This is a genomic window from Longimicrobium sp. (assembly GCF_035474595.1).
Taxonomy (GTDB): domain Bacteria; phylum Gemmatimonadota; class Gemmatimonadetes; order Longimicrobiales; family Longimicrobiaceae; genus Longimicrobium.
The window spans coordinates 22,255-47,973 of sequence record NZ_DATIND010000094.1 but is presented as its reverse complement, the minus strand read 5'-3'; the positions used below and the strand labels follow the sequence as shown (position 1 = coordinate 47,973).

Sequence of the window (25,719 nt, the reverse complement as noted above, 5' to 3'; positions counted from 1 at the left end):
AGGGGGAGGCGTCCTCCAGAGCGGAACCGGCTGCCGAGCCGAACAGCCTCGCGCAGTTTGCGAGGCTTCCCGTAGTTGTTGCTGCGACTTTAGTCGCCGGTGACCGGCTGCACGCGGAACTTTCCATTCAGGCCGGCCACGTTGAACCTGGGCGTTCACCAAAGATTGCAGGCCGAAGAATCCATAGCTGGCCGCCGCACGTGCGCTGCCGGACCGCACGGTCGATCCCCGAGTCCGGCATGATGGAAGACGAGCACCCCCGCGGCCCGATCAGCCGCGTGGGTGCTCGTTCTCGCTGATGATATCGAATCCGGGAGCAGTCTCGATGTGCCCGGCGAACGTGCTGAACGGGTTATGGATCCTTCGGCCTGCAACCTTCTGCGCGGAAATCGCTTGCGGAGTGGCCGGCCTCAGGATGACGTCGGAAGGGAGGTCCCCGGAACGGCCACACTCCGCGCGGATTCGGGATCAGAAGCGCTTGCGGTTGTCCGTGCGGTCGCGGTCGATGCGGCGCACGAACGGGTCGGCGACGGCGTACGCGGGGCGGGCGGGGAGATCCACGTCCAGGGTGATGCGGCCCCCGGCGACGGGCCGCTTCCCCGCGTACAGGACGCGGCCGGTGGATGGATCGCCATCGAAGATCGCCACGTCGATCGTCTCGCCGTCGATGGGGCGGCGCACCTCGCGATCGCCGGCCGTCTCCGCGGCGGAGGCGGTGATGCGGACGGAGGCGCGGAAGCGGCCGCCGGCCAGGGGTGAGACCGCCGCGCTGTCCACGCGCAGGTCGTAGACGACACGGCGGGCGAGCCACGCGTCCACCAGCGCGCGCTGCCGAGCTGTCCGCGCCTCGGCGAGGAGGGCGTCGCGCAGGTCCAGCGTGGTCGCGGCGCCGCGCGGGCCCGAATCCCGGGCGATCAGCCGCGCGAGCGCCCGGTCGACCGCCGCGCCGCCCAGCAGGTCGCGCAGGCCGCTCATCACCACCGCGCCCTTGCCGTAGTACAGGTACGCCTGGCCGCCGGTCTCCATCAGCGTGGGCTCGCCGTGCGGGTCCTGCGCGCGGCCGGCCAGGTAGCGGTCCTCGTCGAACGCCAGCATCGGCGCCAGCGCGCGCGGGCCGTGCATCTCCTCCACCACAAGCTGTTCGGAGTGCTTGGCCAGCGTCTCCACCAGCGTGGTCGCGCCCGCGACCGGCGCCGGGTCCAGCGTGTGCCCCCACCACTGGTGCGCCACCTCGTGCGCCACGCGGCGTGTCACCAGGTCCACGTCCCCATCCCGCTCGTCCGACAGGAAGCCGCGGTCCTCGGTGAAGAGGACGATGCCGGGGAGGGCGAACCCGCCGAAGCCGGACCACGACGGCACCTCGACGATGCGCAGCGCGTCGTGGGGATACGCGCCGTAGCGCGCGCCCAGCACGTCCAGCGAGCGCGTGGCCGCAGCCAGGATGCGCCCCACGGTGGCCGCGTGCGCGGGGTGATGCCACACCTCCACCTCCACGCCGCCGTGCCGCTCGCGACGGACCGAGTAGCGCGCCGAGACGAAGGCGAAGAGCGGCGTCACCGGTCCCTCGGTGATGTAGCGGAAATGCCGCCGCCCGCCCGACGACCACGCGCGCACGAGCCGCCCCGGCGCGAGCGCCGTCTGGTCGGCGGAGGTGGAGACGGTCGCGTCGAGCGTGATCCACGCCGGGTCCGGCCCCGCCGCGCGGACGGCGGCGCGCGCGGAGTCGGTCGCCGGGAGCGGGGCCTGCTCCGTCCCCGCGCCCGCCAGGCCGAAGCGGCGGCGCGCGGCGGGGTCGCCCAGCTCGTAGCCGGCGCGGTAGCCCAGGGTGGGGAAGGCGGCCGGGCTGGTCAGCAGCGTCCCGTTCGCCGTCACGTCGTAGTCGAAGCCGCCTGCCCGCACGCCGCCGCGGTCCAGCGTCAGCGCGAAGCTCATCTCCCCGCGCGCGCCCGGCGCCAGCGGCCGGTCCAGCCGGAACGCGCGCACGCCGAAGCGCCCGTCCCGCCGCGCCAGGCGGGCGCCGGGGACCGTCACGCGCACATCGATGGCCTCGCGGGGGACGACGACCCAGACGGTGTCGATCGGGCGCGCGGTGCGGTTCTCCAGCACGTACGTTCCTTCGATCCGCGCGCGGCGGGCGGAGGGGTACAGCTCCACCGACGTGCGCACGGCGACGATGGCCGGCTGCGGGACGTCCCGCAGCCGGCGGTACGCGCGCTCGTAGTCCGCGCTCCACCGGGCCCGCGCGCCGCTGTCCTCCCAGGCGTGGGCGACGTTGGTCTGCCAGAAGAGCGCGCCGCCGGTGAGCATCGTCGCCGCCGCGGAGGCGAGGGCGATGCGCGTTCCCGTGCGCCCCCAGCGGCGCGGGAGGTCGACGAGGCGCGAGGCGATCCCCGTCTCCATCCCCCGCCGCCAGACGCCCCAGCCCACGCAGGCCAGGAGGGCCGCCGCGGCGCCCCAGTACAGCATGAACGCCGCGAACGACGCGGGGACGGGGCCGAAGCCGTCCATGGCCGAGTGCGGCGCGGGCGGCGCGGCGCCGAAGCGCAGCATGGGGTGCTCCAGCCCCAGCGCCGCGCCCTGCCGCGCCACCAGCGCCAGCGCCAGCCCGCACAGCATCCCGATCCACCGGTTGGGCGTGAGCGCCTGCACGGCCAGCGCGCCCAGGGCGAAGAGCGCCAGCGGCACCCCGGCGAACCAGAGCAGGGTGAGGTACAGCCCCGGCTCGATCCGCGTGTACCCGTGCGCCAGCTGCACGGCAATGCCGACGGCGATCGCCACCAGCGTCATGGCCAGCGGGAGCGCGCAGAGGGCGGCGGCCCTGGCCAGGTAGAAGACCGCGGTGGGCGCGGGCGTGGCGTCGGCCAGCGGGTCGAAGCCCACCATCCGCTCGCGCCACGCGACCTCGGCGGCGTAGTAGACGATGGCGATGGTGCCGACCAGGAGGAGCGGGAGCTGCACCGCGTCCAGCATCAGCCCGGTCGTGGGCAGCACGCGCGTGCCGTACTCGCCGCCGCCCAGCTCGGCAACGGCCTGCATCGCCGCGACGAAGGCCCACAGCGCGATCAGCGCCGCGAAGGTCCATCCCCGGAGAAGATGGCGCGTCTCCAGCCGCGCGGCCGAGCGCAGCGCCGTCCACGCCGCCCGCGCGCCGCCCGCCGCGGGGGTGACGGCGCGGTAGGCGGCGGACGGCGCGGCTTCGTCCGTCGCCTCGCGGCGGGGACGGCGCGTCCGTCCGCCGGCGGCGACGCGGAAGGCAAAGCGGTGATGCACGAGCGCCAGCACCGCGAGGGCGATCCCCATCCACAGAACGCGGTTGAGCAGGAGATGCCCGCTCAGCGCGACGAGGCGGACGTTGCGCTCGGCGGGGGTCCAGTAGCGCGTCTGCTCGAAGAAGGCGGAGAGGCCGAACGGGTCCAGCAGGGCCGCGCGGGCGAGGCCTTCCGGCGTCGGCGGGGCGGCGCCGGCCATCAGCGGCGAGTCGACCGCCAGCGCGCACACCAGGTACAGCGCGTAGATGGCGACGCCGCCGACGTAGGTGGCCAGCGTGCTGCGCGTCAGCGTGGCGACGGCGAAGAGGAGCGTTCCCGCGAGCAGGAGGTTGGGGATTGCCACCACCACCATCGCCCAGACGTAGGCCAGCGGCCGGACGGGACCGATGCGGGCCGCGTCGAGGGGGACGGCGAGCGGGGCGATCATCATCACCCCCGCCGCGATCGCCATCACCGTGACGGCGGCCAGGATGGAGCCCCCGAAGCGGCCCAGCAGGAAGCGCGTCTTCCCCACCGGCGTGGCGAAGACGATCTCCGTCATCCCGTGCTCCACGTCGCGCAGCGCCGAGCCCGCGCAGAAGAGGGTGAGCACGAAGACCGAGAGGAGCGAGAGCAGCCCCAGCGACTGCGTGACCGAGTACGGCGAGTTGACGGTCACCCCCGGCGGGCCGTAGCCGGAGGCCACCAGCATGGCCGCCATCAGCGCGAGCGCCGCCGCGGCCGCGGCGAAGGTGGCGCGGCGGGTGTGCCAGCGCCATTCGAAGCGCAGGATGTCGCGCAGCATCAGGCCGCCTTCCGCTCGCCCAGCGCGTGGAAGTACACGTCTTCAAGGTCCGGCGCCACCGGCTCGAACGACGCATCCGGCGCGTCGTCGGCCAGCACGCGGAGCCGCGTGCGCCCGGCGTGCAGCTGGGCGGAAAGCACGTGCATCGACTCGCGCGCGCCGGCGACGGCGTGCTTCTCGACCGTCTTCGCCCACACGCGCCCGGCCAGGCCGCCGACCAGCTCGTCGGGCGCGCCCTGGCAGAGCACGCGGCCGCCGGCCAGGATGGCCATGCGCGCGCAGAGCTGGCGCACGTCCTCGACGATGTGGGTGGAGAGGATGACCACCACCTGCTCGCCGATCTCGCTGAGCAGGTTGTGGAAGCGGTTGCGCTCCTCGGGGTCCAGCCCGGCGGTGGGCTCGTCGACCACCACCAGCCGCGGATCGCCCAGCAGCGCCTGCGCGATCCCGAAGCGCTGCCGCATTCCGCCCGAGAAGCCGCTCACCGCGCGCTTGCGGTGCTCCCACAGGTTGGTCTGCGCCAGCAGCGCCTCCACCTGCTCGCGGCGCGCGCGGCGGTCGGCGATCCCCTTCAGCACCGCCAGGTGGTCCAGCAGCTCCAGCGCGGAGACGCCCGGGTACACGCCGAAGTCCTGCGGCAGGTACCCCAGCCGGCGGCGGTGCGCCTGCGGATCGTCGAGAACGGAGGCACCGTCGAAGGTGATGGAGCCGGCGTCCGGCGCCTGCAGCGTGGCCAGCGTGCGCATCAGCGACGACTTGCCCGCGCCGTTGGGCCCCAGCAGCCCGAACAGCCCGCGGGGGATGGAAAGCGAAACGCCGCGCAGCGCCTGCACGCCGTTGGGATAGGTCCGGGTGATGCCGGAAACTTCGAGCATGGGGAGGGGCGGGCGGGGGAGAGGCTCGGAAAGCGCGGCGCGACCGCGAGATGCGGAGAGCTGCGCCGCCGGATGTTTCCTCCCGTACGAGCCGGTTCGGCCCACGGTTTCGGAAGATGGGAATCGGAGAGCGCGTGCCCGTCGAACTTCCGACCGTGGAGATGTCCCCCGGAAAAGGAGCGAGAGATGGCCGCGTACTACGTCAACAAGGTCGCGCAGGCGAATGGCGACCACGAGGTGCACACCTCCTCGTGCAACTGGTTGCCATCCGACGGCAACCGGCTGTACCTCGGCTATTTCAGCACCTGCGGCGAAGCGGTACGCGCGGCGCGGCTGCATTACAACCAGGTGAACGGCTGCTACTATTGTTCGCGGCCGTGCCACACCCAGTGACTGCTTGAATTCCCCGGATTCCCGGAACGAAGCAGGGGCGGCGCCGATGCGCCGCCCCTGCTTCCGTCTCTGCCGCTTCGCCCGGCTACACCGCGTCGCCGCAGTAGAACGAGGTCGACTGGGTGACGCTGGAGGTGCCGTCGTTCACGGTCACGGTGGCGCTGCTCACGCGGTAGGGGTTGCAGTAGCTGCCCCAGTCCACGTAGCCGCCGCTCTGCGACACGTAGAACGTGGACGGGGTGAAGCTGAAGGTGTAGCTCCCCGTGCCGCCGCTGGCCTGCGCCTGGCACTCCATGCGCCCGTGGCCCAGCGAGATGCAGTAGAAGTAGTCGATGCTGAGGGGCGTGGTGGCCGCGGCACCCGGCGCGGGCGCGGCGCCCAGCAGCCCCGCGGCAGCAATGGCACCCACGACGAAACTGCGGATCCGGCGAACAGCCATGGTGATCCTCCTCGGATGGGGTGTGTGAAAACAGGCGTATATAGATTAGGTAAGGAGATGCGTTCCGTCAAATCGCGACTGCGATTCATAGTTTGCGCGCCGGTGCTCTGCACGCGAAGGCCGCTACGGTGATGGTGCTCGCAACGAAGAAGGGGCAACGCCGAAGCGCCGCCCCTACCCTCTCACCGGAGATTTCCTCGCGCCCGGTGCCGGTCACGCGAGAAGTCCGCGAAGGCGGACTGTGTGCCGTTGTAGCCGCGAGTTCACTCGCATTTTCCACGACGACATCTCCGCGCCCACCCCCCGTCTGCTCCTCCCGCCCCGCCGCCCCTCGCGCACCGCCTGCTCCTCCCCGCGCTGCCCGCCCCGATGCATCTCCCCAACTGACGTGCTGGACCGGCTATGGATCCTTCGGCCTGCGAGCACCTGTGCGGAGGCGGGTTCGGCGTGGCCGGCCTCAGGATGACGTCTTTGGGGCGTGAATGGGCATGGATGCGGCGTGTGTGGTTGTTCGGGATGTGGCGGAGGACTCGAACTCCGGATCCCCCGCCGCTCTCACCCTTACCGCGAGCGCCAGTTGCCGCGCGCGCTGAAGCCCACGCTGGCGACCCAGCCGCTGCGGTCCGCGTCGGCGGGCGAGCCGTCGGTGATGTGCGCGAGGGCCACGTTCAGCGGCCCCAGCGAGAGGCCGCCGCTCAGCAGCGTGCCGCTGTCCAGGTTGGTGGACGCGCCCACGCGGGCCGAGATGAACGCCAGCCGCTGCTGCACGCCCACGCCCAGGCTCTTCTCCCACAGCCCCGAGAGCCGCGACTCGCCCAGCGTGCCCTGGTACGCGGCCGAGAGCGTGGTGCGCGAGGGCAGCTCGAGCGCGGCCCCGGCGCGCAGGGTGCGCGGCAGGTCGGTGTCCACGCCCAGGTCCGCCGCCAGCGCGCGCACGTTGGCCGACGCGCTCGCCTCGTTGTACTCGGCCTCGCTGGCGTCGTAGCGGTCCAGCACGCCCTGCAGGTCGCCGGTGCGGTAGTCGGCGCTGGTGAGCGTCACCTGCTTCTGGCTGCGCCCGCCGCCGAAGTTGAAGGTGTTCACCACGTTGCTGACCGCGGCGGAGAGCGTGAGCTGCGGCACCGGCTGGTACGCGGCGCCCAGGTCCAGCCCCACGCCCGCGCCGCCGCGGTCCTTCACCCCCGCGTACGTCACCTGCAGGTCCTGCGGGACGCCCACGTTGTTGCGCACCGTGTCCACCCGCACGATCCCCGTGCGCAGCAGCGCGGTGCCCATGTACACGTGCGCGGTGGCGCCCACCGTCAGCGGGCCGGGAAGAGGCACGGGAAGGCGGCGCCCGTAGCCCACCGCGAAGTCCCACCAGCTGGCGCGGAAGCCCTGCGTTTCCTGCGGGGTGATGTTGTAGCGCCCCGGCTGCGCCTGGAAGCCGAAGAGGAGCAGGTCCACGAAGTCGCGGTCGATGGTGTGGCTGGCCACCGTGTTGAACGAGAACCCGGCCGCGAACGGCCCGATCTGCCCCGACACGGCGGGAAGGCGAACGTCGGCCCGCGCCTCGGTGCCGCCCGGGGGCACGTCGGCCAGGATCTGCTGCTTGCGCTCGTCCGTCTGCTTGCGGTACTGCGCGATGTCCACCACCTCGCCCAGGTCCAGCCCCAGCACGTCGGCGCCGGCGGAAAGGGTGGGGATGGTGAAGCTCCACCCCAGCGTGCCGGGGAGCGCCAGGTTCGCGGGGTTCTGCCAGAGCGACTCGGAGCCGCGGGCGGTGGCCACGTACGCGTTGGCCATCCCCAGCGCGCGCGGCGTCAGCGGCACCTGCGCCGCGGCGGGCACGGCGGCCAGCGCGGCCGCGGCGGACAGCGTTCCGACGACGGATCTCTTCATCTTCCTATGCCTTCCGAAGTTCTCGACCGGGTTCGTGAAGCCGCGGTGGACTTTTCCGCGGCAGCGGTGTATCAGCGGCCGCCCCGTCTCGATCGACGAGACGGTGGCGGCCCGTGAGCGTGCGCCAAAAATACCAGCGCGCGGCAGGTCGCGGTAGCGCGCCCGCTTTTCGGAAAGCGGGCGCGCGGCTATTTTCCACGGCTTGCCACCCGCACGCTTCCCAGCACTGACAGGCAGTCGCCCGTTGCGCATCGACCATATCCGTAACTTCTGCATCGTCGCCCACATCGACCACGGCAAGAGCACGCTGGCCGACCGGCTGATCGAGTCCACGCGCACCCTACAGATGCGCGAGATGAAGGACCAGGTGCTCGACTCGATGGACATCGAGCGCGAGCGCGGGATCACCATCAAGCTGAACGCGGTGCGGATGGAGTACGCCGCCCGCGACGGGCGGAAGTACGAGCTGAACCTGATCGACACCCCCGGGCACGTGGACTTCACCTACGAGGTCTCGCGCTCGCTGGCCGCGTGCGAGGGCGCCATCCTGGTGGTCGACGCCAGCCAGGGGGTGCAGGCGCAGACGCTCTCCAACCTGTTCCTGGCCATGGACGCGGGGCTGGAGATCATCCCCGTGCTGAACAAGATCGACCTCCCCGGCGCCGAGCCGGAGCGCCGCCGCGAGGAGATCGTGGACCTGCTGGGCGTGCACCCCGACGAGGTGATCCTGGCCAGCGCCAAGGCGGGGATCGGGATCGGCGACATCCTGGAGGCCATCATCGCGCGCGTCCCCCCGCCCGAGGGCGACGCCGACGCGCCGCCGCGGGCGCTGATCTTCGACAGCTACTACGACAAGTACGTGGGCGCCGTCCCCTCCATCCGCGTGGTGGACGGGGTGTTCCGGCCGGGGATGCGCATCGCCTTCGGCAGCAACGACTCCGTCTATCCCGTGGACGAGGTCGGCTACCTGCAGCTGGGCCGCTATCCGCTGCAGGAGCTGCGGCCGGGCGAGGTGGGCTACGTGATCGCGGGGATCAAGCGCGTGCAGGACACCCGCTCGGGCGACACCATCCTTGACGCCGCCAACCGCGCCACCGAGCTCCTCCCGGGCTACCAGGAGGTGAAGCCGATGGTGTTCGCGGGGATCTACCCCACCGACACCGAGCAGTACGAGGAGCTGCGCGACGCGCTGGCCAAGCTGCAGCTGAACGACGCCTCGCTGAGCTACGAGCCCGAGACCTCGCTGGCGCTGGGGTTCGGCTTCCGCTGCGGCTTCCTGGGGCTGCTGCACATGGAGATCATCCAGGAGCGGCTGGAGCGCGAGCACGACCTGGACCTGATCACCACCGTTCCCAACGTGAAGTACAACGTGGTGATGACGGACGGGAGCGACCTGTGGATCGAGAGCCCCAGCGCGCTTCCCGACCCCACCAAGATCGACCACATCGACGAGCCGTACGTCCGCGCGCGGATCATGACGCCGGCCGACTACATCGGCGCGGTCCAGAAGCTGTGCCACGAGCGCCGCGGCGAGTTCAAGGGGATGACCTATCCCGACCCGCAGCGCGTGGAACTGGCGTACGACCTGCCGCTCGCCGAGATCGTGCTGGACTTCTACGACCGGCTGAAGTCTGCCACGCGCGGCTACGCGTCGCTGGACTACGAGTTCGCCGAGTACAAGGCCAACCCGCTGGTGAAGCTGGACATGCTGATCAACGGCGACCCGGTGGACGCCTTCAGCGTGATCATCCACCGCGACAAGGCGTACGAATACGGGCGCAACGTGAGCGAGAAGCTGCGCGAGCTGATCCCGCGGCAGATGTTCGAGGTGGCCATCCAGGCGGCCATCGGCAACAAGATCATCGCCCGCGAGAGCATCAAGGCCATGCGGAAGAACGTGACCGCCAAGTGCTACGGCGGCGACATCTCCCGCAAGCGCAAGCTCCTGGAGAAGCAGAAGGAAGGGAAGAAGCGGATGAAGCAGGTGGGAACGGTGGAGATTCCGCAGGAGGCTTTCCTGGCGGTGCTGCAGGTGGGGGATTGAGGGGAAGTGCGGGAGTGCGGGAGTGCGGGAGTGCGGGAGTGCGTGCGGTGCGCGTCCGCTGCCTCGCGCCCTCTCCGGCCGGCCTAGGCCGTCCACCTCTCCCGTACCGGGAGAGGTAGCTTTCCGGCATCGGTGCGGGTGGGACGCACTGCCGCTTTCCACGCGCCGGTGGAGTCCGCGAAGGCGGACTGTGTGCCGTTGTAGCCGCGAGTTCACTCGCATTTTCGCGCACACAAACCTGACGTACCGTCACCAATCCGACCGACTCGAGTCGCTCCAACCCGACGCGGGTCCGGCGCCATCCATCCATCATCGTTGACACTCGCCGGCCTCCGCGCGCGTATGGGCGTGTGCGGGCGCGGAAGCCGGCCCGCGGCGAATTCGATCCATCCTCCGTTGCAAGGCGGTTCCCATGACCATGATCGCGTGCGTGGACTGCGGGCACTCGGTGTCCGACGCGGCGCCGTTCTGTCCCGCGTGCGGGCGGCCCATCTCGGCGGCGCGGACGTACGGCCCGCCCGCGCCGTACGCCGGCGCGCCGGTGCCCGACCGGCTGGCCGCCGAGCGGAACAACGTGCAGATCGGCTACGTCATGATGGCCGTGGCGTTCGCCGTGTGGCCCACGATGATCGTGGCCGGCATCATCGGGATGACCAAGCGCGACGCGCTGCGCGGCACCTGGCTGGAATCCCACGCCGAGTGGCTGATGAACACCCTGCTCGTCTCGGTCGGGCTGATCGTGGCCGGGTTCTTCGCCTTCCTCATGGGAATGGTCCTGTTCTTCCCCTTCGGCTTCATGATGATCTTCGCCGCCGGGCTGGGCTCGCTCGCCTGGCACGTCTACCGCCTGATCCGCGGCTGGACGCTGCTGAGCGAGGGCAAGCCCGCCGTCGGCATCCTCTCCCCCCCGAAGTGGTAGGGGAGCACGCGACTGAACGCAGCCCGTCCGCTCCGCATGCTTGCCCGCATCGGGACCATCTCCCGCTGCGGGCAAGCTTCGTTTCCGGGCAGGGCGATGGAATCTTCTCCGTTCCCCTGTCCCCCTGTCCCCTGCGGTTTGGAGGATCGGGCCGCCGGGCGTTAGAATGTCGGTCGCGCGGATGCCGGTGGCGGCCGCGCCCCATCCATCCCACGACCGAACGAGAGCGTTGCGACTGCCGATCTTCGCGGGGCCGCTGCGGGGGCGCCGGTGGCTGCCGGCCAGCCGCGGCAAGGTCCTCCGCATCCTGCTGGGCACCTACGAGCCCGAGCAGACCCGCCTTTTCCTGCAGCACGTCCGCCGCGGCGGCACCGTGCTGGACGTGGGCGCGCACGTGGGGTACTACACCCTGCTCTCGGGCGTCCTGGTGGGCCCCGGCGGCGCGGTGTGGGCCTTTGAGCCGAACCCGGCCAACGCCCGCTTCCTGCGCGAGCACGTGCGCGTGAACGCGCTCCGCCACGTGCACGTGGAGCAGGCCGCGGTGAGCGACGAGGAGGGCACCGCGCGCTTCGACTTCGGCACCGGGAGCGGTACCGGGCACCTGGCCGCGGAGGGGGAGATCGAGGTGCGCACGCTGCGCCTGGACGACTTCTGCCGCCAGCGAGGGATCCGTCCCGACGCGGTGAAGATCGACGTCGAAGGGGCCGAGGGGGCGGTGCTGGACGGATTCGCGGAGACGGTCGCAGCCGCGCGGCCGGTCATCTTTCTCTCCACCCACGGGCCGGAGCCGCACCGCCGCTGCGTGGAGTGGCTGCGGGCGCGCGGCTACACGCTGGAGCCCATTGTCGGCGATTCGGTGGAGAGCGCGTCCGAGCTCCTCTGCACGCCCGGCCCCAAGGGGTGATGCGTATCTCCGTCGTCCTTTCCACCTACAACCGCCCGCGGGACCTGGAGCGCGTCCTCTGGGGATACGCCGTCCAGACCGACCGCGCCTTCCAGCTCGTCGTCGCCGACGACGGCTCGGGGGCGGAGACGGCGGCGCTGGTGGATCGGATGCGGGGGGAGGCGAATCTCGACCTCCTCCACGTCTGGCACGAGGACCGGGGCTTCCGGAAGACGGAGATCCTGAACCGCGCCATCGCCGCGGCGGCGGGGGACTACCTCGTCTTCAGCGACGGCGACTGCATCCCCCGCCGCGACCTGGTGGCGACGCACCGGGCGCTGGCGGCGCCGGGGCGATTCATCGCCGGCGGCTACCTGAAGCTTCCCGCCGCGGTGAGCGACCGCATCACCGTGGACGACGTGACGAGCGGGCGCGTCTCCGATCTCGCCTGGCTGCGCGCGCAGGGATGGCGGCCGGGGCGGCGGGCGCTGCGGCTCACCGGCTCGCGGCGCATCGGCCGCATCTTCGACGCGCTGACGCCGACCAGCACCGAGTTCCACGGCAACAACGCCTCGGTGTGGCGTGAGGCGCTGGAGCGGGTGAACGGCTTCGAGGGGGAGATGGGGTACGGCGGGCTGGACAAGGCGCTGGGCTACCGTCTCCGGAACGCCGGGGTGCGCGGCGTGCAGGCGCGCCACCGGGCCGTCTGCCTGCACCTGCACCACGAGCGCCCGTACCGCGACCCCCAGATGCTGCGCCGCAACCGCGAGCTCCTGGCCCGCTTGCGCGCCGGCGGCGAGCACCGCGCACGGCGCGGGCTGGCCGAGCTGGCGCCCGACCCCACCCTTCGCCTGAACGGCGAACCCGCATACCAGGAGAGCGTATGACCCCCGGCACCGCCGAGAAGCGCTGGATCGTGGGCGTGGACCTGGGCGGCACCAACATCGTCGTCGGCCTGATCCCCATCGAGGGCGGCGAGGTGATGGGGCTGCGCACGCACCCCACCGACGCCACCCGCGGCGCCAAGTTCGTGGTGGACCGCATGGTGGCCATGGTCGAGGAGGCGATCGAGTCCGTGACCTCCGGGCACGGCACCACCCGCGACGCCGTGGCCGGCGTGGGGATCGGCTCGCCCGGGCCGCTGGACCGCAAGACGGGAACGGTGATCAACACGCCCAACCTGGGGTGGCGCAACTTTCCGCTGCGCGACCTGATGGCCAACGCGCTGCACCTGCCCTGCACGCTGGACAACGACGCCAACTGCGCCACCTACGGCGAGTGGTGGACCGGCGCCGGGCGCGGAACGCAGACGCTGGTCGGCCTCACGCTGGGGACGGGGATCGGCGGCGGGATCGTGCTGAACGGCGAGATCTACCACGGCTGCAGCGACGTGGCCGGCGAGATCGGGCACATGACCATCGACAGCAACGGGCGGCGCTGCAAGTGCGGCAACTACGGGTGCCTGGAGCAGTACGCCAGCGGCCCGGCCATCGCCACGCGCGCCATCGAGGGGCTGGAGGCGGGCGCGCCCTCGCTGCTGGTGGACATGGTGGATGGCAGGCTGGACGACATCACCGCCGCCACGGTGTACGAGGCGGTGGTGGAGGGCGATCCGTACGCCAACGAGGTGATGAAGGACACGGCCAAGTTCCTGGGCGCGGGGATCGCCAGCATCATCAACATCCTGAACCCGGAGATGGTGGTGATCGCGGGCGGCGTGACCCGCGCGGGCGAGCACCTGTTCGAGCCGCTGCGCGCCGAGGTGCGCCGCCGCGCCTTCCGCAGCGCGCAGGAATGCTGCCGCATCGTCTCGGGCCAGCTCCCCGGCACCGCCGGCGTGGTCGGCGCCGCGGCGGTGTTCAAGAAGGAGAACTACGGGCACGTCTGAACGGAAGTGCGGGAGTGCGGGAGTGCGGAAGGCGGCTGAAGCCGCGGCAACAACTACGGGAAGCCTCGCAAACTGCGCGAGGCTGTTCGGCTCGGCATCGGGGGCGGGGAAGGGAACCGGAGGAGTTCTGCCGGCTCGAATCGAGCGGAGATGCCGAGGCGGGGAGTCCGCGAAGGCGGACTTCGGGCCGTTGTTGCCGCGATTTCAATCGCCCTTCTCCGGGGGGCCTTCGAGTTGAATTCCGGTCGCGAGCCCGGGGATCCGCCCCTCCGGCGTGGTTCCCCGGGCTCGCGATCAGGCCCGCTCCGGTACGAGCGGCGGTCGACTTCCCGATCCGCCTGCCGCCCGGCTCAGTTGCAGTACAGCGGCCGGCACGCGGTGCAGGCGGCCGTCTGCCCCGGGCAGGTTCCCTCCTGGGAGACGAGCTCGTTCGCCCGCACCGTTCCGCTCGCGTCCTCTCCCTCGCCGAGCTCGAACGACTCGACCTCGACCTCTTCCAGCTTCAATTTGGACGTCCGCATGATGCGCCTCCGTGTGAAGTGCGGTGAATGTCAGCGGCCTGCGCCCGGTAAGCCCGTATGCCGTGACGTCCTTTACCGGCGCAACAATCACGCCGCGAGAGGGTGCGACGGCGTGTTCGGAGCGTAGCGCCGGGCCCGGTGGACGATTCTGGTGGTGATCCGGTGTTGGCTCGCGGTTGAAGCCTGGCGCAGTTTGTCAGGCTTTCCGTGGTTGTTGCTGCGGCTTCAGCCGCCCCTGGAACAGGAACCGCGCCGGTCCACACCGGAGTTCGTGCAGCACCGAACCCAACGCACTCCCGCACTCACGCACTTCCGCACTATCCAGTGAAGCGCCTCGGCATCCTCGGCACGTTCGTTTGGGACACAGTGTGGACGCTGGCCGACCAGGCGGCGGGGCGGCCGCTGGAGACGTGGGGCGGGATGTCGTTCTCGCTCGCGTCCGCGGCGGCCATGCGGCCGGAGGGGTGGGAGATCGTCCCCATCGCCCACGTCGGCGCGGACCTGCTCGGGCGCGCGCACGAACTCCTCGACACGCTGGGCGGCATCGTCACGCGCGACGCGGTCGTCTCCGTCCCCCAGCCCAACAACCGCGTGGAGCTGGTCTACACCGACGCCGCCAGCCGCGGGGAAAAGATGAGCGGCGGCGTGCCGGGGTGGACGTGGGATGAGCTGGCGCCGCACCTGGACGGGCTCGACGCGCTCTACGTGAACTTCCTCTCCGGCTGGGAGCTGGATCTCGCGGCGGCGAAGATGCTCCGCCACTTCCCGCATCCCGTCTACGCCGACCTGCACTCGCTCTTCCTCGGCCCGCCGCTCCCCGGCGGCCCCCGCGAGCCGCGCCGCCTGCCGCGCCCGGCCGAGTGGCTGGGCTCGTTCGATGTGGTGCAGATGAACGCGGAGGAGTTCGAGCTGCTCACCGACACCCGCCCTGACGCGCCGGAGGCGCTGGAAGGTGTGTATTGCCTCGGGCCGCGCGCCGTGTTCGTGACGCAGGGGAGCGACGGCGCGCGGTACATGGCGCGTCGCGGTCTGCTGCAGCCCGGCGAGTCGCCATCGACGGTCGCCCACGGCCAGGTGCCCGCCGTTCCGCACGCGCCCGGCGGCGACCCCACCGGCTGCGGCGACGTCTGGGGCGCATCGCTGTTCTGCGGCCTCCTCGGGGGACTGGACGTGGAGCGTGCCGTCCGCCGCGCGAACGCCGTCGCCGCCGCGAAGCTGGAGCACCGCGGCGGCAGCGGATTGTACGAGCATCTGACGGCGCGCCGCGGCGCATGGGACGCGGAGGGGTGAAAAGAAAACCGGCCGCCGGAATCTCCGGCGGCCGGTTTCGCTGTGGATCGCCGCGTCAGCCGCAGCAGGCCTGCCAGTCGGTGGCCTGGCTGTACTCCACGCACGGAAGCGTGCAGTGCGGTCCGGCCGAGCAGTCGCACTGCGTCGCGTAGTCCAGCGAGTTGCAGTTGACCTCGCTGCCGCCGCAATAGGGAAGCGTTTCCGCCCGGCTTTCCACGCCACCGCGGGACTTCTCCTTCACCGCGAAGGTTTCGACGCTGAGATCCTCGATCTTGAGCGAGAGCTTCTTCATGCGGGCCTCCGATGGGGTAGGTTGGCCAGATCGAGCCGGCGGCCCGATCGCTACATTAACGCCGCTGTCCCGCGAACTACGACAGCATGAGACAAAGCGAGAGGATCTCGGGGTCCCGTGGATGCTGTCCCGCGCGGACGAAGGTTCGTAACGCACTGGGGTTCGCACCGTCCTTCCACACCGAACACTTTCCGATTCCCGCCCGGCGGAGTAGTTTGCCCCCATGCCGATGAACGGAGGCGCGCGCCCGTGACGCGCGTGGTGACGGTCCCCCAGACGCTGAACGGCGAGGCCTTCGAGGGGCTTCTCGCCGAGGCGGCCGACGCGGGCGACGAGAAGCTGCTCTTCGACGCGCGCCACGTGCGCTTCGCCGATCCGTACGGCATGCTGGGGCTGCTGGCGATCGGCACCTACATCGGCGAAACGGGCGGCCGGCCGATGCTGGACCTCCCCCAATCTCCCGAGGTGGTGCGCTACTTCGGGGGGATGGGCTTCCTCTCCGCCGCGGCCATCGCCTTCGAGATGGCGCCGCCGCGCGGCCGCAACCCCGAGTCCGGCGCGCTGCTGCCCATCACCGTCATCAACTCCGCCGACGACGTGCACGCGGTGGTCAACGAACTGAACGAGGGGCGGGTGAGCGCGCTGCTGACCGAGCAGCTGGGCCACTCGAAGGTGGACGCCATCGGCTTCAGCGTCCTCCTCTCCGAGGTGTCGCAGAACATCATCGAGCACGCCGCCGCGCCCGGCTGGGTGGGGATCCAGACCTACCGGCGGTGGAAGGGGATCGACCGGCGCGTGGCGGTGATCGCGGTGATGGACCTGGGGGTGGGCTTCAAGGGCTCGCTGGAGCGCGAGCACGCCGCCCGCTTCGGTGACCGCTGGGGCGACGCCACGGCGCTCGAGGCGGCGTTCATCCACGGCGTCACCCGCTTCCGCGAGCCGGGGCGCGGGCAGGGATTGAAGCAGATCCGCAAGCGCGTGGGCAAGTGGGGCGGCAAGATCTCCATCCGCTCCGGCACCAGCCGCATCGCCGACGTGCCCGAGTGGGACGACGCGCTCCCGCTGGCGAAGGACCTCCCGTACTTCCCCGGCGCGCAGATCGAGATCATCCTCCCCGCGCGCGAGGCCGCGCCCGCGCCGCCGCCCGCCGCGCCGGCACCGGCCACCCGCGCCGCCGCCCCGCCGCGCCGCCCGCCCCCGGGCTGAGGGCGCGCGGGGACGCACCGCATCCCCAATCGTACTCCCGTACTTCTCGTAACTTTCGTACTTCTTTTCCGAGGAAAGACATGAAGACCGCGACCTTCGAGACCAACAAGGGCACCTTCACCGCCGAGCTGTACGACGACGCGGCGCCGGGAACGGTGGCCAACTTCGAGAAGCTGGCCCAGAGCGGCTTCTACGACGGCATCATCTTCCACCGCGTGATCCCCGACTTCGTGGTGCAGGGCGGCGACCCCATCACGAAGGAGAAGGGGCTGAACCACCCCACGGTCGGCACCGGCGGGCCGGGGTGGAAGATCAAGTGCGAGACGCAGGGCAATCCCCATCGCCACGAGGACGGGTCGCTGTCGATGGCGCACGCGGGGAAGGACACCGGCGGGAGCCAGTTCTTCATCGTGCTGAGCGAGGCCAACACCCGGCACCTGAACGGGGTGCACACCGTGTTCGGCAAGGTGACGCAGGGGCTGGACGTGGTGCACCAGCTGGCGCGGGGCGACCGCATGGACCGGGTGACCGTCGCCGACGCCTGAGCCCGGTGCACGCCGCCTTCGTCACCCGCGCCCCTTTTCGCCTCATGGCCGTGCAGCGCCGCTCGGTGACCTCGCTGTTCAGCAACCTGGTGACGCGGCCCACCGGCCGCGCCATCCGCACCGGCGTGGAAAGCCAGATCGCGGAGATGGAGGGCCCGGCCGCCACGCCCTGCCTGTCCGTCCTGGACTTCTCGCAGGTGCGCGTGCTGGACTACTCGTGCGCCGACGAGATCGTGGCCCGGCTCCTCCTGCGCTTCGTGGGCGACGACCGGCCCTCCGAGGCGTTCTTCGTGCTGGTGGGGATGCAGGAGCACCACGAGGACGCCATCGAGGCGGTGCTCGAGCGGCACTCGCTTCTGCTGGTGGCGCGCGACGAGGAGGGCGTGGTGAAGCTGATGGGCGCCGCCAACCCGCTGCACCGGGCCGCGTGGGACGCGCTGGTGCGCCGCGGCCGCGCCGGCGCCGCCCAGGTGGCCGACGACGTGGGGCTGCCGCGCGAGGTGGTCGACGCGGTGATGGCCACCCTCGTCAGCCAGCGCGTGGTGACGCCCAACGCCGACGGCACCGTGACCCCTCTCTCCCTGCTGCTCGATGAGTGACTCCGACCGCACCGGCCCGTCCACCCGCGCGGTGCACGCCGGCGAGGGCGCGCGCGACCTGAACGCGCCGGTGGTGAACCCCATCGTCCTGTCGACCACGTTCTACAACGCGCCCGACGGCGAGGGGCCGGTCCTGTACCAGCGCTACGGCAACGCGCCCAACCACGTGCTGGCCGAGGAGCGCGTCGCCGCGCTGGAGGGCGCGGAGGACGCCGTCATCCTGGCCAGCGGGATGGCGGCGATGGCGTGCGCGGTCCTTTCCGTGGTCCAGGCGGGCGACCACATCGTGGCGACCGAGGCCATCTACGGCGGCACGCGCGCGCTGCTGGAGACGGAGCTGCCGCGGCTGGGGATCACGGCGACATTCGTGGACATGTTCCAGCCCGGGTGGACGGACGCCTTCCGCCCGAACACGAAGCTGGTGATGGGCGAGAGCCCGTCGAACCCGCTGCTGCGGGTGATGGACCTGGCCGCGCTGGCGCACGAGTCGCACGCGCGCGGGGCGACGGTGATCGTCGATTCCACCTTCGCGTCGCCGCTGAACTGCCGGCCGCTGGAGCACGGCGTGGACCTGGTGATGCACAGCGCCACCAAGTACCTGGGCGGCCACAGCGACGTGACCGCGGGCGTGATCGCCGGGAGCCGCGCGCGGGTGAAGGCGGTGCGCGACCGCGCGAAGGTGTGGGGCCCGGCGCTGGATCCGCACGCCGTGTGGCTGCTGGAGCGGGGGATGAAGACGCTGGCGCTCAGGATGGAGCGCCACAACGCGAACGGGCTGGCGGTGGCCGCGTGGGCCGAGACGCACCCCGGGATCGCGCGGGTGCACTACCCGGGACTCGTGTCGCACCCCGACCACGAGACCGCGCGGCGCGTGCTGCACGGCTTCGGGGGGATGATCGGACTGGAGATCGCGGGCGGCGGGCCGGCGGCCGCGAAGTTCGTGCGCGCGCTGAAGCTGGCGAAGCTGGCCCCGTCTCTGGGCGGCGTGGAGACGCTGATGAGCGAGCCGCGCTACACCAGCCACGCGGCCATGACGCCCGCCCAGCGCGAGGCCAACGGCATCCGCGACGGCTTCATCCGCGTCTCCCTCGGCATCGAGGACGCCGCCGACATCATTGCCGACCTGGAGCAGGCGCTGGCGGTGGTCGCGGCGGGTGCGGGGGCGGAGGAGCGCACGGGGGTGGCGGCGGATTAAAGCCGAGCACCGGTAACTCATCAAAGCTGTCGTTCGGGTTCACTCGGAATCCATGATGACGGTAGTGAGTTTTGCGCTGGTGTAAATGGCATCGCAGGATACAGATCTCTAATTGGATGGAGCCCGATGTCGCACTCGTACCGTGTTGAGAGCACGTCGTCGCGAACGGCCAGAGTTGAGGACATTTGGCTTCACCTACCAGAGAATCAAGACACTGCGAGGACTCGACGAATTCTTCGCGTGGAAATCATCGACAATCCCAAGAACAACGAGGCGCGAGTAAAAGCCTGTATTCTGCATCAGAGGCGACATTCAAGTTCCTCGCCGTGGCACGACGTTGATGCATTTAATCTGACTCAGTTAAAGGCGGGACAAGAGGTTCGGATACAGTTGGATTCGGCCGAGACGTTGGACCTGTACCGCGAGCTTGAGCGGCTTTATAGACTAGGGGAAGATGGTGTCCCACGCGGGAAGCGGCGACTAGTTGTCGCTGACGAGGATGAGGCGCTCATTGTGAAGGGCCCAGCGAGGGAGATCCTAGAAGAATTGCATGGAAGTGCCGGCGACCAGCTTTGGGAACTGTTGAGTGATTTAAATCCAAACCTATTCCGCGCAGTTGCGCTTGCAAAACTTCACGAGATACGAGAACAAGCAGTTGTCGAGTTCGAGGTGCACCTTACTGCAGGCGATTGGTCAGAAAGCGAGTGGCAGAATTTTTTCGAAAACAATACTTGGATTTTCGGTTACGGTCTTTCTTATCGCTTTTTATCACCTGTTGAAACTCAGCCGCATTACGGAGGTACTCTCGTAACAGGTACAGGAGGTCAGCAGGGGGATTTCCTTGCTGCGACGGAAGCGGAAATTCGCTTCACGGTACTTGTTGAGATCAAAACACCTGATAGTACATTGGTGGGAAATCAGCCGTATCGAAATAAGGTTCATCTGATCGGTAGAGAACTGGCTGGCGGAGTTGCACAACTTCAGTCCAATTGTCGCACGTGGGAAATCTACGGCGCCACGAACGAAGAAAATCGGGGGCGTCTTGAGACGACTCATAGCTACACGGTAATGCCTAAAGGTATTTTGATCATCGGTCACACTCGTCAACTCGACACGATCACGAAACGCACCTCGTTCGAATTATTTCGGCGAAACCTCGTGAACCCGGAAGTTATCACTTTCGACGAACTGTTACAGCGTGCTCGGCACCTACTCCTTACTGAAGAGAAGCGATTGGATCGTGTTGAGCCGGAGGATGATCTACCGTTCTAAGGCTGTCTCCGTCCTGACGCGTATTACAAGGTCTGGTGTTCCCTGCATACTGTTGGCCTGCGATTGACGCACGGGTTATTCTGTCACGTCCCGACGGCGCGGTGCCGGCGGGACGCGCTGTATCCAGAGCAGACGGGGCATGATGGCGGAGCAGCAGGTTTTCGACATCGCGGTGGTGGGGGCGGGGCCGTGCGGGCTGGCCGTGGGCGTGGCGGCCAAGGAGCGCGGGCTCTCCTGCGTGATCTTCGACCAGGGGCCGGTGACCTGGTCGATGTACCGCTATCCGACCTACACCACCTTCTTCAGCGGTCCGGAAAAGCTGGAGATCGCCAACATTCCGTTCACCACCTCCGGAGACAAGCCCACCCGCCGCGAGGGGCTGCGCTACTATCGCAAGCTGGTGCAGTACTTCGGGCTGAACGTGCACCAGTACGAGGGCGTCACCGGCATCGAGCGGGCGGGCGGCGAGTTCGTGGTGCGCACCCGCATCCGCGAGGTGGACGATGCGCAGTACCGCGCCCGCAACATCGTGATCGCCACCGGCTACTTCGACACGCCGCGGCGGCTGGACGTGCCCGGCGGAGAGCTGCCCAAGGTGGTGCACTACTTCACCGAGCCCTTCATCTACTTCGACCAGGACGTGATCGTGATCGGCGCGGGGAACAGCGCGGCCGACGCGGCGCTCACCACCTGGCGCGAGGGCGCGCGGGTGACGATGGTGCACCTGTTCGAGGGGCTGGACCGCGGGGTGAAGCCGTGGGTGCGCCCCGACATCGAGAACCGCATCACCGAGGGCTCCATCCCCGCGCTCTGGCGCCACCGCGTGGTGGCCATCCGCCCGCGCGAGGTGGACGTGGAGAGCCTGGACACCGGCCGGGTGCGCACGATCCCCAACGACTGGGTGCTGGCGATGACGGGGTACGTGCCCGACCCCGGCCTGCTGCGCGAGCTGGGCGTGAGCATCGACGCGCAGACCGGCATCCCCGCGCACGACCGCAACACGATGCTGACGGACGTGCCGGGCGTGTACATCGCGGGCGTGGTGGCGGCGGGGTACGACGCGAACAAGATCTTCATCGAGAACGGCAAGTTCCACGGGCCGCTGATCGCCGACGCCATCCTGGGCCGCGAGCCGGACCCGGAGACGGTGAAGAAGGCCAGGTCGCTGGCCGTGGCGACCTGAGCCTGCCGGGCGCGGCCCGGCCACCCCTCTCCCCGCCAATGAATTGGCGGGCAACAAGGGCACAAAGTCCCTGCGGGACTGCTCGGCGGTATCCGGGCGATGGGGATGGCATCGCGCCGAGATCCTTCTCGCTGGCAGTTGCAGTCGAAGCCTGACGCAGTTTGTCAGGTTTTCCGTGGTTGTTGCTGCGGCTTCAGCCGCCGGTGCCGGAAGCGATGTGGTAGCACTTCCGCCGGAGTGTGCGGTCGCGCTACCTTGTCGGAACACGGCCTGCTGCAATTCTCCTCCGCCCCAAGCACGCGATCCATCCACCACCGCCACACCGTTCTCACCCATGCGAGCGAGCATCGCGCTGACCGGCCTGGCTACGCTGGCCGTGCTTTCTTCGACCGCTTTCCTCATGCGCGCCCAGGCGCCCGCCGCCGCGCCGGCCATGATGGCCGCGCCGGCCGCGAACGCGCCCGGGCTGCGCGTGGGCGTGGACGCCGAGCACCGGGACCTGGTGCTGGAGGTCGGCCCCGTCGACCTCCCCGCCAACGGCGGCCACCGGCAGCTTCCCGCGTACCACGCCGCCCTCCCCGTGGATGGCTGGCTGCACGGCTACCGCGTGGAGATGGTGGACGCAGACGGACGCCCCGTTCCGCGGCGCACGCTGCACCACGTGAACGTGATCGTGCCCGGGCAGCGCGAGCTGTTCAGCCCCATCATGCTGCGCATGGCCGCCGCCGGGCAGGAGACGGCGCCGGTGGCGCTCCCGCGGATGCTGGGCTACCGCGTCCGCAGCGGGCAGGAGCTCATCGTCACGGTGATGATGCACAACCCCACGCCCACCGCCTACCGCGGCGTGAAGCTGCGCCTGCACTTCGGCTACACGCCGGGGAGCGCGGTGCTGAAGCCGGTGTCGGTGTTCCCCTTCTACATGGACGTGATGCCGCCGGCCAGCCTGCATTCGTGGGACCTGCCGCCGGGGCGCAGCCGCCGCAGCTGGGAGGCGCGGCCGGCGGTGGCGGGGCGCATCCTGGGCGTGAGCGGGCACCTGCACCAGTACGGCACCGCGCTGCGCCTGGAGGACGTCACCGCGGGAAAGGTGATCTGGAACGGGCGCCCGCAGGTGGACGGCGAGGGCGAGGTGGTGGGGATGCCGGCGTCGTACTTCGTGTGGCAGCTCGGCATTCCGGTGCGGGCGGACCACGTGTACCGGATCACGGCCGAGTACGACAACCCCACCGGCCAGACCATCCCCGGCGGCGCGATGGGCGCGCTGGGCGGCGCGATCGTCCCCGAGGGCGGGGCGCGGTGGCCGGGCGTGGACCCGAACAACCCCGAGCTGAAGCTGGACTGGCACCTGGTGCACACCGGCAACCAGGGCGGCCACATGCACATGCGGATGCAGGGCGCCGCTCCGCCTGCCTCGGGCCACGACCACGGCGCGATGCCGGGGATGAGCCACGGCGCCGCCGCCAGGCCCGCCGCGCAGGCCGATGCGATGGCCGGGACGGGCGGGATGGATCACGCGCACGCGCACGACCACCAGTCGCACCGGTGATCGCGGCAGGATCGCGATTCGCCGCGCGCCCGTGACGGTAGAACGGACAGCCAGCGCCCGCCGGACCCCCGGCGGGCGCTCCTCGTTCCAGGAATGCCGGCGTGTCGCAGAAGCCTCCCCGCCCCGCGATTGCGGACAATGTTTCCGCTGATCCGCTATTGTCGAAAGAAGCCGGACGATGGTAGGATAGACGCACCGCAACGTCGCGGCCCGTCTCTCCCGCTCCAAGGAGGCCCACGTGAAGAAGCTGAAGCTGAACCTCGACCAGATCGCGGTGCACTCGTTCGACGCGGGGGCGAACGGCCGCGGGGGGACCGTGCACGCCCACACCTACACCTACCAGAGCGGCGACCAGTGCCACACGGGCCTCCAGGACTCCTGCTACTCGTGCCCCGCGCCGCCGTACTGCAACCCCCAGCCGATCTCGTGGGACAACAACTGCTGAGGCACGGCACGATCGCGGCCGGATGAAGCAAGGGGGCGCTCCGGATGGGGCGCCCCTGCACGCTCCTGCGTTCGACCGCGATTTCAGCCGCCTTTGTGGGTATCGCGGGCGTCGGTAGATTGGATGCCGTCCACGCCGCGCCGTTCCCGCCCCGCCGCATCCTCCGTGACCGACGCACCGTCCGCCGACGACATCCTGGCCCGGCTCAACGCCGCGGATGGGGATGCGCTCGTGTGGCTGCCGGTGAACGGCCGCACCTTCTCACCGCTCCTGCGCCCCGGCGACCAGATCGGCGTGGCGCGCTGCGCGGTGGATGATCTGCAACGGGGCGACCTGGCGCTCGTCCGCCGCGACGGCGCGTGGGCGGTGCGCGTCGTCGCCGCCACGCTGCCGCTGCGGGTGGGGACGCCGCGCGGGCGGGTGGACGACGCGCCCGGCGAGGTGCACGGCCGCGTCGCGGCGATCCGGCGCGGCGGGCGCACGCTGGGCTTCGGCGCGGGGTGGCGGGCGGCCGCGTGGGCGATGCAGCGCGCCGCGGCGGCCGCGCGGATGGTGCTCGGCCCGGCGGCGCGGCTCGCCAGGACGTCCGCGGCGGGGCGGCGGATCCGCGGGCGGCGCGTGGGGCCGGTGCACGTCCGCCCCGTCCGCCCGGAAGACGCGGACGCGCTGGACGCATTCTGCGCCGGGAACCTGCCGCGGATGCGCCCGTACATCGTCACGCAGGCGCGTACGCGCTGGGCGACGGCGGGCGCCGCCGTGGCCGCGTTCGACGCACGGGGTGGCGTGCGCGGCTTCGTCTTCGTGGACGAGTATCGGGCGGAGGGGACGGACCTGCCCGGCGTGTGGCTGCGCGCGCTCGCGGTCGATCCCTCCGCGCGGCGGCTGGGGCTGGGGCGCGAGCTGGTGCGCGAGGTGATCGCGGAAGCGCATCGCCGCGGCGCGCGCGAGATCTTCGTCGACGTGCTGGAGACGAACCGCGCGTCCATCGCGCTGATGCGCGGCGCGGGCTTCATCGACTCGCCGCCGGAGCTCGTCGCGGAGGCCAACCGCGTCCTCGCCGCCTCCGGCGAGGGCCCGCGCGTGATCCTCCGTATCGCCCGCGAATGACATCAACTCGCGTCCGGAAACCGAGCCGATCGAGCGGGCGACTGCTCCCGAGCCGAACAGCCTCGCGCAGTTTGCGAGGCTTCCCGTGGTTGTTGCTGCGGCTTCAGCCGCCGGTGGGTCTGGCCTGCGAAGGCTCCATCCCCATCCGCGAAGATGATCGACATCTCCATCTCCTTCTCCATCCCCATCTCCCGATGACGCGCATGCTCGCGAAGATGATCCGCATCTCCCTGCTGCTGTTGCCGTTGCTGTCCCTGGCCGCGTCCCGCTCTACCGCGCAGCGGACGATCTGGCGCGGGCGCTCGGGCGGATTCGACGTGGCGTGGACGGACCGCGACATCACCGCGCGGCGGGCCAGCGACGGCGCGCTCGTCTTTTCCGCGCGCCGGATCGCCGACGCGGAGTGGGCGGAGATGGAGGACGTCAGCGACGAGGAAGCGACGGTGAAGGAGTACGAGCGGACGGTGCGGCTGCTGTCGGTGGTGGGCTCGATCGTGAGCCTGGAGGAGGCGACCTACTGCGACTGCGGCGGCGTGCACCCCATCATGTGGACGCGCTTCGTGGCGTACGACCTGGCGCGCGGCACCGCCGCCCATCCGCACCCGGCGCGCATCACCGACCTGGTGCCCGAGCGCGAGGTGCTGCGCGCGCTGGCCGGCGACGCCCTCGTGCGGCAGGCGATGGATTCGGCGCACGTGCGCGCCTCCGCCTCGCCGGCGGCGATGACGGAGGCGCTGAAGCGGGTGGAGGTGCAGCCGCCGGGCGACGAGTGCACCTACGGCTTCGGCGAGTTCCCCGCCGAGTTCGCGCTGCACCACCTGGAGGGCGGGCGCGTGGCCGTGCGCTTCAGCCTGGGGCACTGGGTGGAGATCTGCCGCGGGAGGTACATCCAGGTCGGCGTGCTCGTCCCCCCGCCCGCGCGCCTCGTCCCCGACCTGAGCGCCGCAGGCGCGCGCCGCGCCGGCTTCCTGATGAAGGACCAGCGCGCCATCGCCGGCGACCGCAAGACGACGTTCAACTACACGCCGCGGCGGCGGTGAAACGCGAACCGGCGCCCGCGTTTGTCGCGGGCGCCGGCTCATGGATGCCAGCGATCCGGCGCTCGCAATCGGGCGCCGGATCGTATTTCCATCTGCGCCGCTC

The 25,719-nt window shown here is 70.5% G+C and carries 23 protein-coding genes; 17 read left to right on the top strand and 6 right to left on the bottom strand.

The window, feature by feature from the left end:
* Positions 1-468: 468 nt before the first annotated feature.
* A complete protein-coding gene (locus VLK66_RS17455; protein ID WP_325310737.1) occupies positions 469-4,053 on the bottom strand; it encodes a hypothetical protein in 3,585 nt (1,194 codons plus the stop codon).
* Complete coding sequence (locus tag VLK66_RS17450; RefSeq protein ID WP_325310736.1) at positions 4,053-4,928, bottom strand: ABC transporter ATP-binding protein; 876 nt, start codon at positions 4,926-4,928, stop codon at positions 4,053-4,055. Before VLK66_RS17450 ends, VLK66_RS17455 begins: the two co-directional genes overlap by 1 nt.
* Before the next feature lie 186 nt (positions 4,929-5,114).
* Here VLK66_RS17450 and VLK66_RS17445 point away from each other — a divergent pair, with 186 nt between their 5' ends.
* Complete coding sequence (locus VLK66_RS17445; RefSeq protein ID WP_325310735.1) at positions 5,115-5,321, top strand: hypothetical protein; 207 nt, start codon at positions 5,115-5,117, stop codon at positions 5,319-5,321.
* Between the two features lie 85 nt (positions 5,322-5,406).
* Here the strand turns inward: VLK66_RS17445 and VLK66_RS17440 are convergent, their stop codons facing one another.
* On the bottom strand, positions 5,407-5,730 hold the full coding sequence (locus VLK66_RS17440) for a hypothetical protein (RefSeq protein WP_325310734.1): 324 nt from the start codon (positions 5,728-5,730) through the stop codon (positions 5,407-5,409).
* Positions 5,731-6,321: 591 nt separating this feature from the next.
* Positions 6,322-7,641 (bottom strand): DUF5723 family protein, encoded by a 1,320-nt coding sequence (locus tag VLK66_RS17435; protein WP_325310733.1) that lies wholly within the window; start codon positions 7,639-7,641, stop codon positions 6,322-6,324.
* Between the two features lie 244 nt (positions 7,642-7,885).
* Here VLK66_RS17435 and lepA point away from each other — a divergent pair, with 244 nt between their 5' ends.
* The 5 genes from lepA (at position 7,886) to VLK66_RS17410 (ending at position 13,375) form a co-directional block, all read left to right on the top strand.
* On the top strand, positions 7,886-9,685 hold the full coding sequence (gene lepA / locus VLK66_RS17430) for a translation elongation factor 4 (protein WP_325310732.1): 1,800 nt from the start codon (positions 7,886-7,888) through the stop codon (positions 9,683-9,685).
* A 412-nt stretch (positions 9,686-10,097) separates the two neighbouring features.
* Positions 10,098-10,604, top strand: coding sequence for a zinc-ribbon domain-containing protein (locus VLK66_RS17425; RefSeq protein WP_325310731.1), 507 nt, complete (start codon positions 10,098-10,100; stop codon positions 10,602-10,604).
* Between the two features lie 229 nt (positions 10,605-10,833).
* Complete coding sequence (locus VLK66_RS17420) at positions 10,834-11,508, top strand: FkbM family methyltransferase (protein ID WP_325310730.1); 675 nt, start codon at positions 10,834-10,836, stop codon at positions 11,506-11,508.
* Positions 11,508-12,374, top strand: a complete 867-nt coding sequence (locus VLK66_RS17415) for a glycosyltransferase (RefSeq protein ID WP_325310729.1) — start codon at positions 11,508-11,510, stop codon at positions 12,372-12,374. Before VLK66_RS17420 ends, VLK66_RS17415 begins: the two co-directional genes overlap by 1 nt.
* The gene (locus VLK66_RS17410) at positions 12,371-13,375 is read left to right on the top strand and encodes an ROK family protein (protein WP_325310728.1); all 1,005 of its coding nucleotides are present in this window, start codon (positions 12,371-12,373) and stop codon (positions 13,373-13,375) included. The genes VLK66_RS17415 and VLK66_RS17410 overlap by 4 nt, the downstream gene beginning before the upstream one ends.
* Before the next feature lie 350 nt (positions 13,376-13,725).
* Here the strand turns inward: VLK66_RS17410 and VLK66_RS17405 are convergent, their stop codons facing one another.
* A complete protein-coding gene (locus VLK66_RS17405; RefSeq protein WP_325310727.1) occupies positions 13,726-13,896 on the bottom strand; it encodes a hypothetical protein in 171 nt (56 codons plus the stop codon).
* A 324-nt stretch (positions 13,897-14,220) separates the two neighbouring features.
* Here VLK66_RS17405 and VLK66_RS17400 point away from each other — a divergent pair, with 324 nt between their 5' ends.
* Positions 14,221-15,186, top strand: a complete 966-nt coding sequence (locus VLK66_RS17400; protein ID WP_325310726.1) for a carbohydrate kinase family protein — start codon at positions 14,221-14,223, stop codon at positions 15,184-15,186.
* A 55-nt stretch (positions 15,187-15,241) separates the two neighbouring features.
* Here the strand turns inward: VLK66_RS17400 and VLK66_RS17395 are convergent, their stop codons facing one another.
* A complete protein-coding gene (locus VLK66_RS17395; protein WP_325310725.1) occupies positions 15,242-15,478 on the bottom strand; it encodes a hypothetical protein in 237 nt (78 codons plus the stop codon).
* A 249-nt stretch (positions 15,479-15,727) separates the two neighbouring features.
* Between VLK66_RS17395 and VLK66_RS17390 the strand changes: the two genes are divergently transcribed.
* The 10 genes from VLK66_RS17390 (at position 15,728) to VLK66_RS17345 (ending at position 25,616) form a co-directional block, all read left to right on the top strand.
* Positions 15,728-16,684 (top strand): ATP-binding protein, encoded by a 957-nt coding sequence (locus VLK66_RS17390; RefSeq protein ID WP_325310724.1) that lies wholly within the window; start codon positions 15,728-15,730, stop codon positions 16,682-16,684.
* 80 nt (positions 16,685-16,764) lie between these two features.
* Positions 16,765-17,229, top strand: a complete 465-nt coding sequence (locus VLK66_RS17385) for a peptidylprolyl isomerase (protein WP_325310723.1) — start codon at positions 16,765-16,767, stop codon at positions 17,227-17,229.
* A gap of 5 nt (positions 17,230-17,234) precedes the next feature.
* Positions 17,235-17,828 carry a hypothetical protein gene (locus VLK66_RS17380; RefSeq protein WP_325310722.1) on the top strand — a complete coding sequence of 198 codons (594 nt, stop codon included), beginning with the start codon at positions 17,235-17,237 and terminating at the stop codon, positions 17,826-17,828.
* Complete coding sequence (locus VLK66_RS17375; RefSeq protein ID WP_325310721.1) at positions 17,821-19,023, top strand: PLP-dependent aspartate aminotransferase family protein; 1,203 nt, start codon at positions 17,821-17,823, stop codon at positions 19,021-19,023. The genes VLK66_RS17380 and VLK66_RS17375 overlap by 8 nt, the downstream gene beginning before the upstream one ends.
* A gap of 126 nt (positions 19,024-19,149) precedes the next feature.
* Entirely contained in the window at positions 19,150-20,295 is a 1,146-nt protein-coding gene (locus VLK66_RS17370; protein WP_325310720.1) for a Shedu immune nuclease family protein, read from the top strand.
* Between the two features lie 139 nt (positions 20,296-20,434).
* Positions 20,435-21,478 (top strand): YpdA family putative bacillithiol disulfide reductase, encoded by a 1,044-nt coding sequence (locus tag VLK66_RS17365; RefSeq protein ID WP_325310719.1) that lies wholly within the window; start codon positions 20,435-20,437, stop codon positions 21,476-21,478.
* 334 nt (positions 21,479-21,812) lie between these two features.
* Positions 21,813-23,024, top strand: coding sequence for a hypothetical protein (locus tag VLK66_RS17360; protein WP_325310718.1), 1,212 nt, complete (start codon positions 21,813-21,815; stop codon positions 23,022-23,024).
* A 238-nt stretch (positions 23,025-23,262) separates the two neighbouring features.
* A complete protein-coding gene (locus VLK66_RS17355) occupies positions 23,263-23,469 on the top strand; it encodes a hypothetical protein (RefSeq protein ID WP_325310717.1) in 207 nt (68 codons plus the stop codon).
* A gap of 165 nt (positions 23,470-23,634) precedes the next feature.
* Positions 23,635-24,576, top strand: coding sequence for a GNAT family N-acetyltransferase (locus tag VLK66_RS17350; protein WP_325310716.1), 942 nt, complete (start codon positions 23,635-23,637; stop codon positions 24,574-24,576).
* 203 nt (positions 24,577-24,779) lie between these two features.
* Positions 24,780-25,616, top strand: a complete 837-nt coding sequence (locus VLK66_RS17345) for a hypothetical protein (protein WP_325310715.1) — start codon at positions 24,780-24,782, stop codon at positions 25,614-25,616.
* The last annotated feature ends 103 nt before the right edge of the window (positions 25,617-25,719 follow it).

Excerpts from the sequence above, each read along its gene's own strand:
- VLK66_RS17405 (WP_325310727.1), bottom strand. The coding sequence starts at position 13,896 with ATGCGGACGTCCAAATTGAAGCTGGAAGAGGTCGAGGTCGAGTCGTTC.
- VLK66_RS17415 (WP_325310729.1), top strand. The coding sequence starts at position 11,508 with ATGCGTATCTCCGTCGTCCTTTCCACCTACAACCGCCCGCGGGACCTG.
- VLK66_RS17410 (WP_325310728.1), top strand. The coding sequence starts at position 12,371 with ATGACCCCCGGCACCGCCGAGAAGCGCTGGATCGTGGGCGTGGACCTG.
- VLK66_RS17435 (WP_325310733.1), bottom strand. The coding sequence starts at position 7,641 with ATGAAGAGATCCGTCGTCGGAACGCTGTCCGCCGCGGCCGCGCTGGCC.
- VLK66_RS17425 (WP_325310731.1), top strand. The coding sequence starts at position 10,098 with ATGACCATGATCGCGTGCGTGGACTGCGGGCACTCGGTGTCCGACGCG.
- VLK66_RS17385 (WP_325310723.1), top strand. The coding sequence starts at position 16,765 with ATGAAGACCGCGACCTTCGAGACCAACAAGGGCACCTTCACCGCCGAG.
- VLK66_RS17375 (WP_325310721.1), top strand. The coding sequence starts at position 17,821 with ATGAGTGACTCCGACCGCACCGGCCCGTCCACCCGCGCGGTGCACGCC.
- VLK66_RS17360 (WP_325310718.1), top strand. The coding sequence starts at position 21,813 with ATGCGAGCGAGCATCGCGCTGACCGGCCTGGCTACGCTGGCCGTGCTT.
- VLK66_RS17365 (WP_325310719.1), top strand. The coding sequence starts at position 20,435 with ATGATGGCGGAGCAGCAGGTTTTCGACATCGCGGTGGTGGGGGCGGGG.
- VLK66_RS17395 (WP_325310725.1), bottom strand. The coding sequence starts at position 15,478 with ATGAAGAAGCTCTCGCTCAAGATCGAGGATCTCAGCGTCGAAACCTTC.
- VLK66_RS17445 (WP_325310735.1), top strand. The coding sequence starts at position 5,115 with ATGGCCGCGTACTACGTCAACAAGGTCGCGCAGGCGAATGGCGACCAC.
- VLK66_RS17345 (WP_325310715.1), top strand. The coding sequence starts at position 24,780 with ATGCTCGCGAAGATGATCCGCATCTCCCTGCTGCTGTTGCCGTTGCTG.
- VLK66_RS17450 (WP_325310736.1), bottom strand. The coding sequence starts at position 4,928 with ATGCTCGAAGTTTCCGGCATCACCCGGACCTATCCCAACGGCGTGCAG.
- VLK66_RS17370 (WP_325310720.1), top strand. The coding sequence starts at position 19,150 with ATGTCGCACTCGTACCGTGTTGAGAGCACGTCGTCGCGAACGGCCAGA.
- VLK66_RS17455 (WP_325310737.1), bottom strand. The coding sequence starts at position 4,053 with ATGCTGCGCGACATCCTGCGCTTCGAATGGCGCTGGCACACCCGCCGC.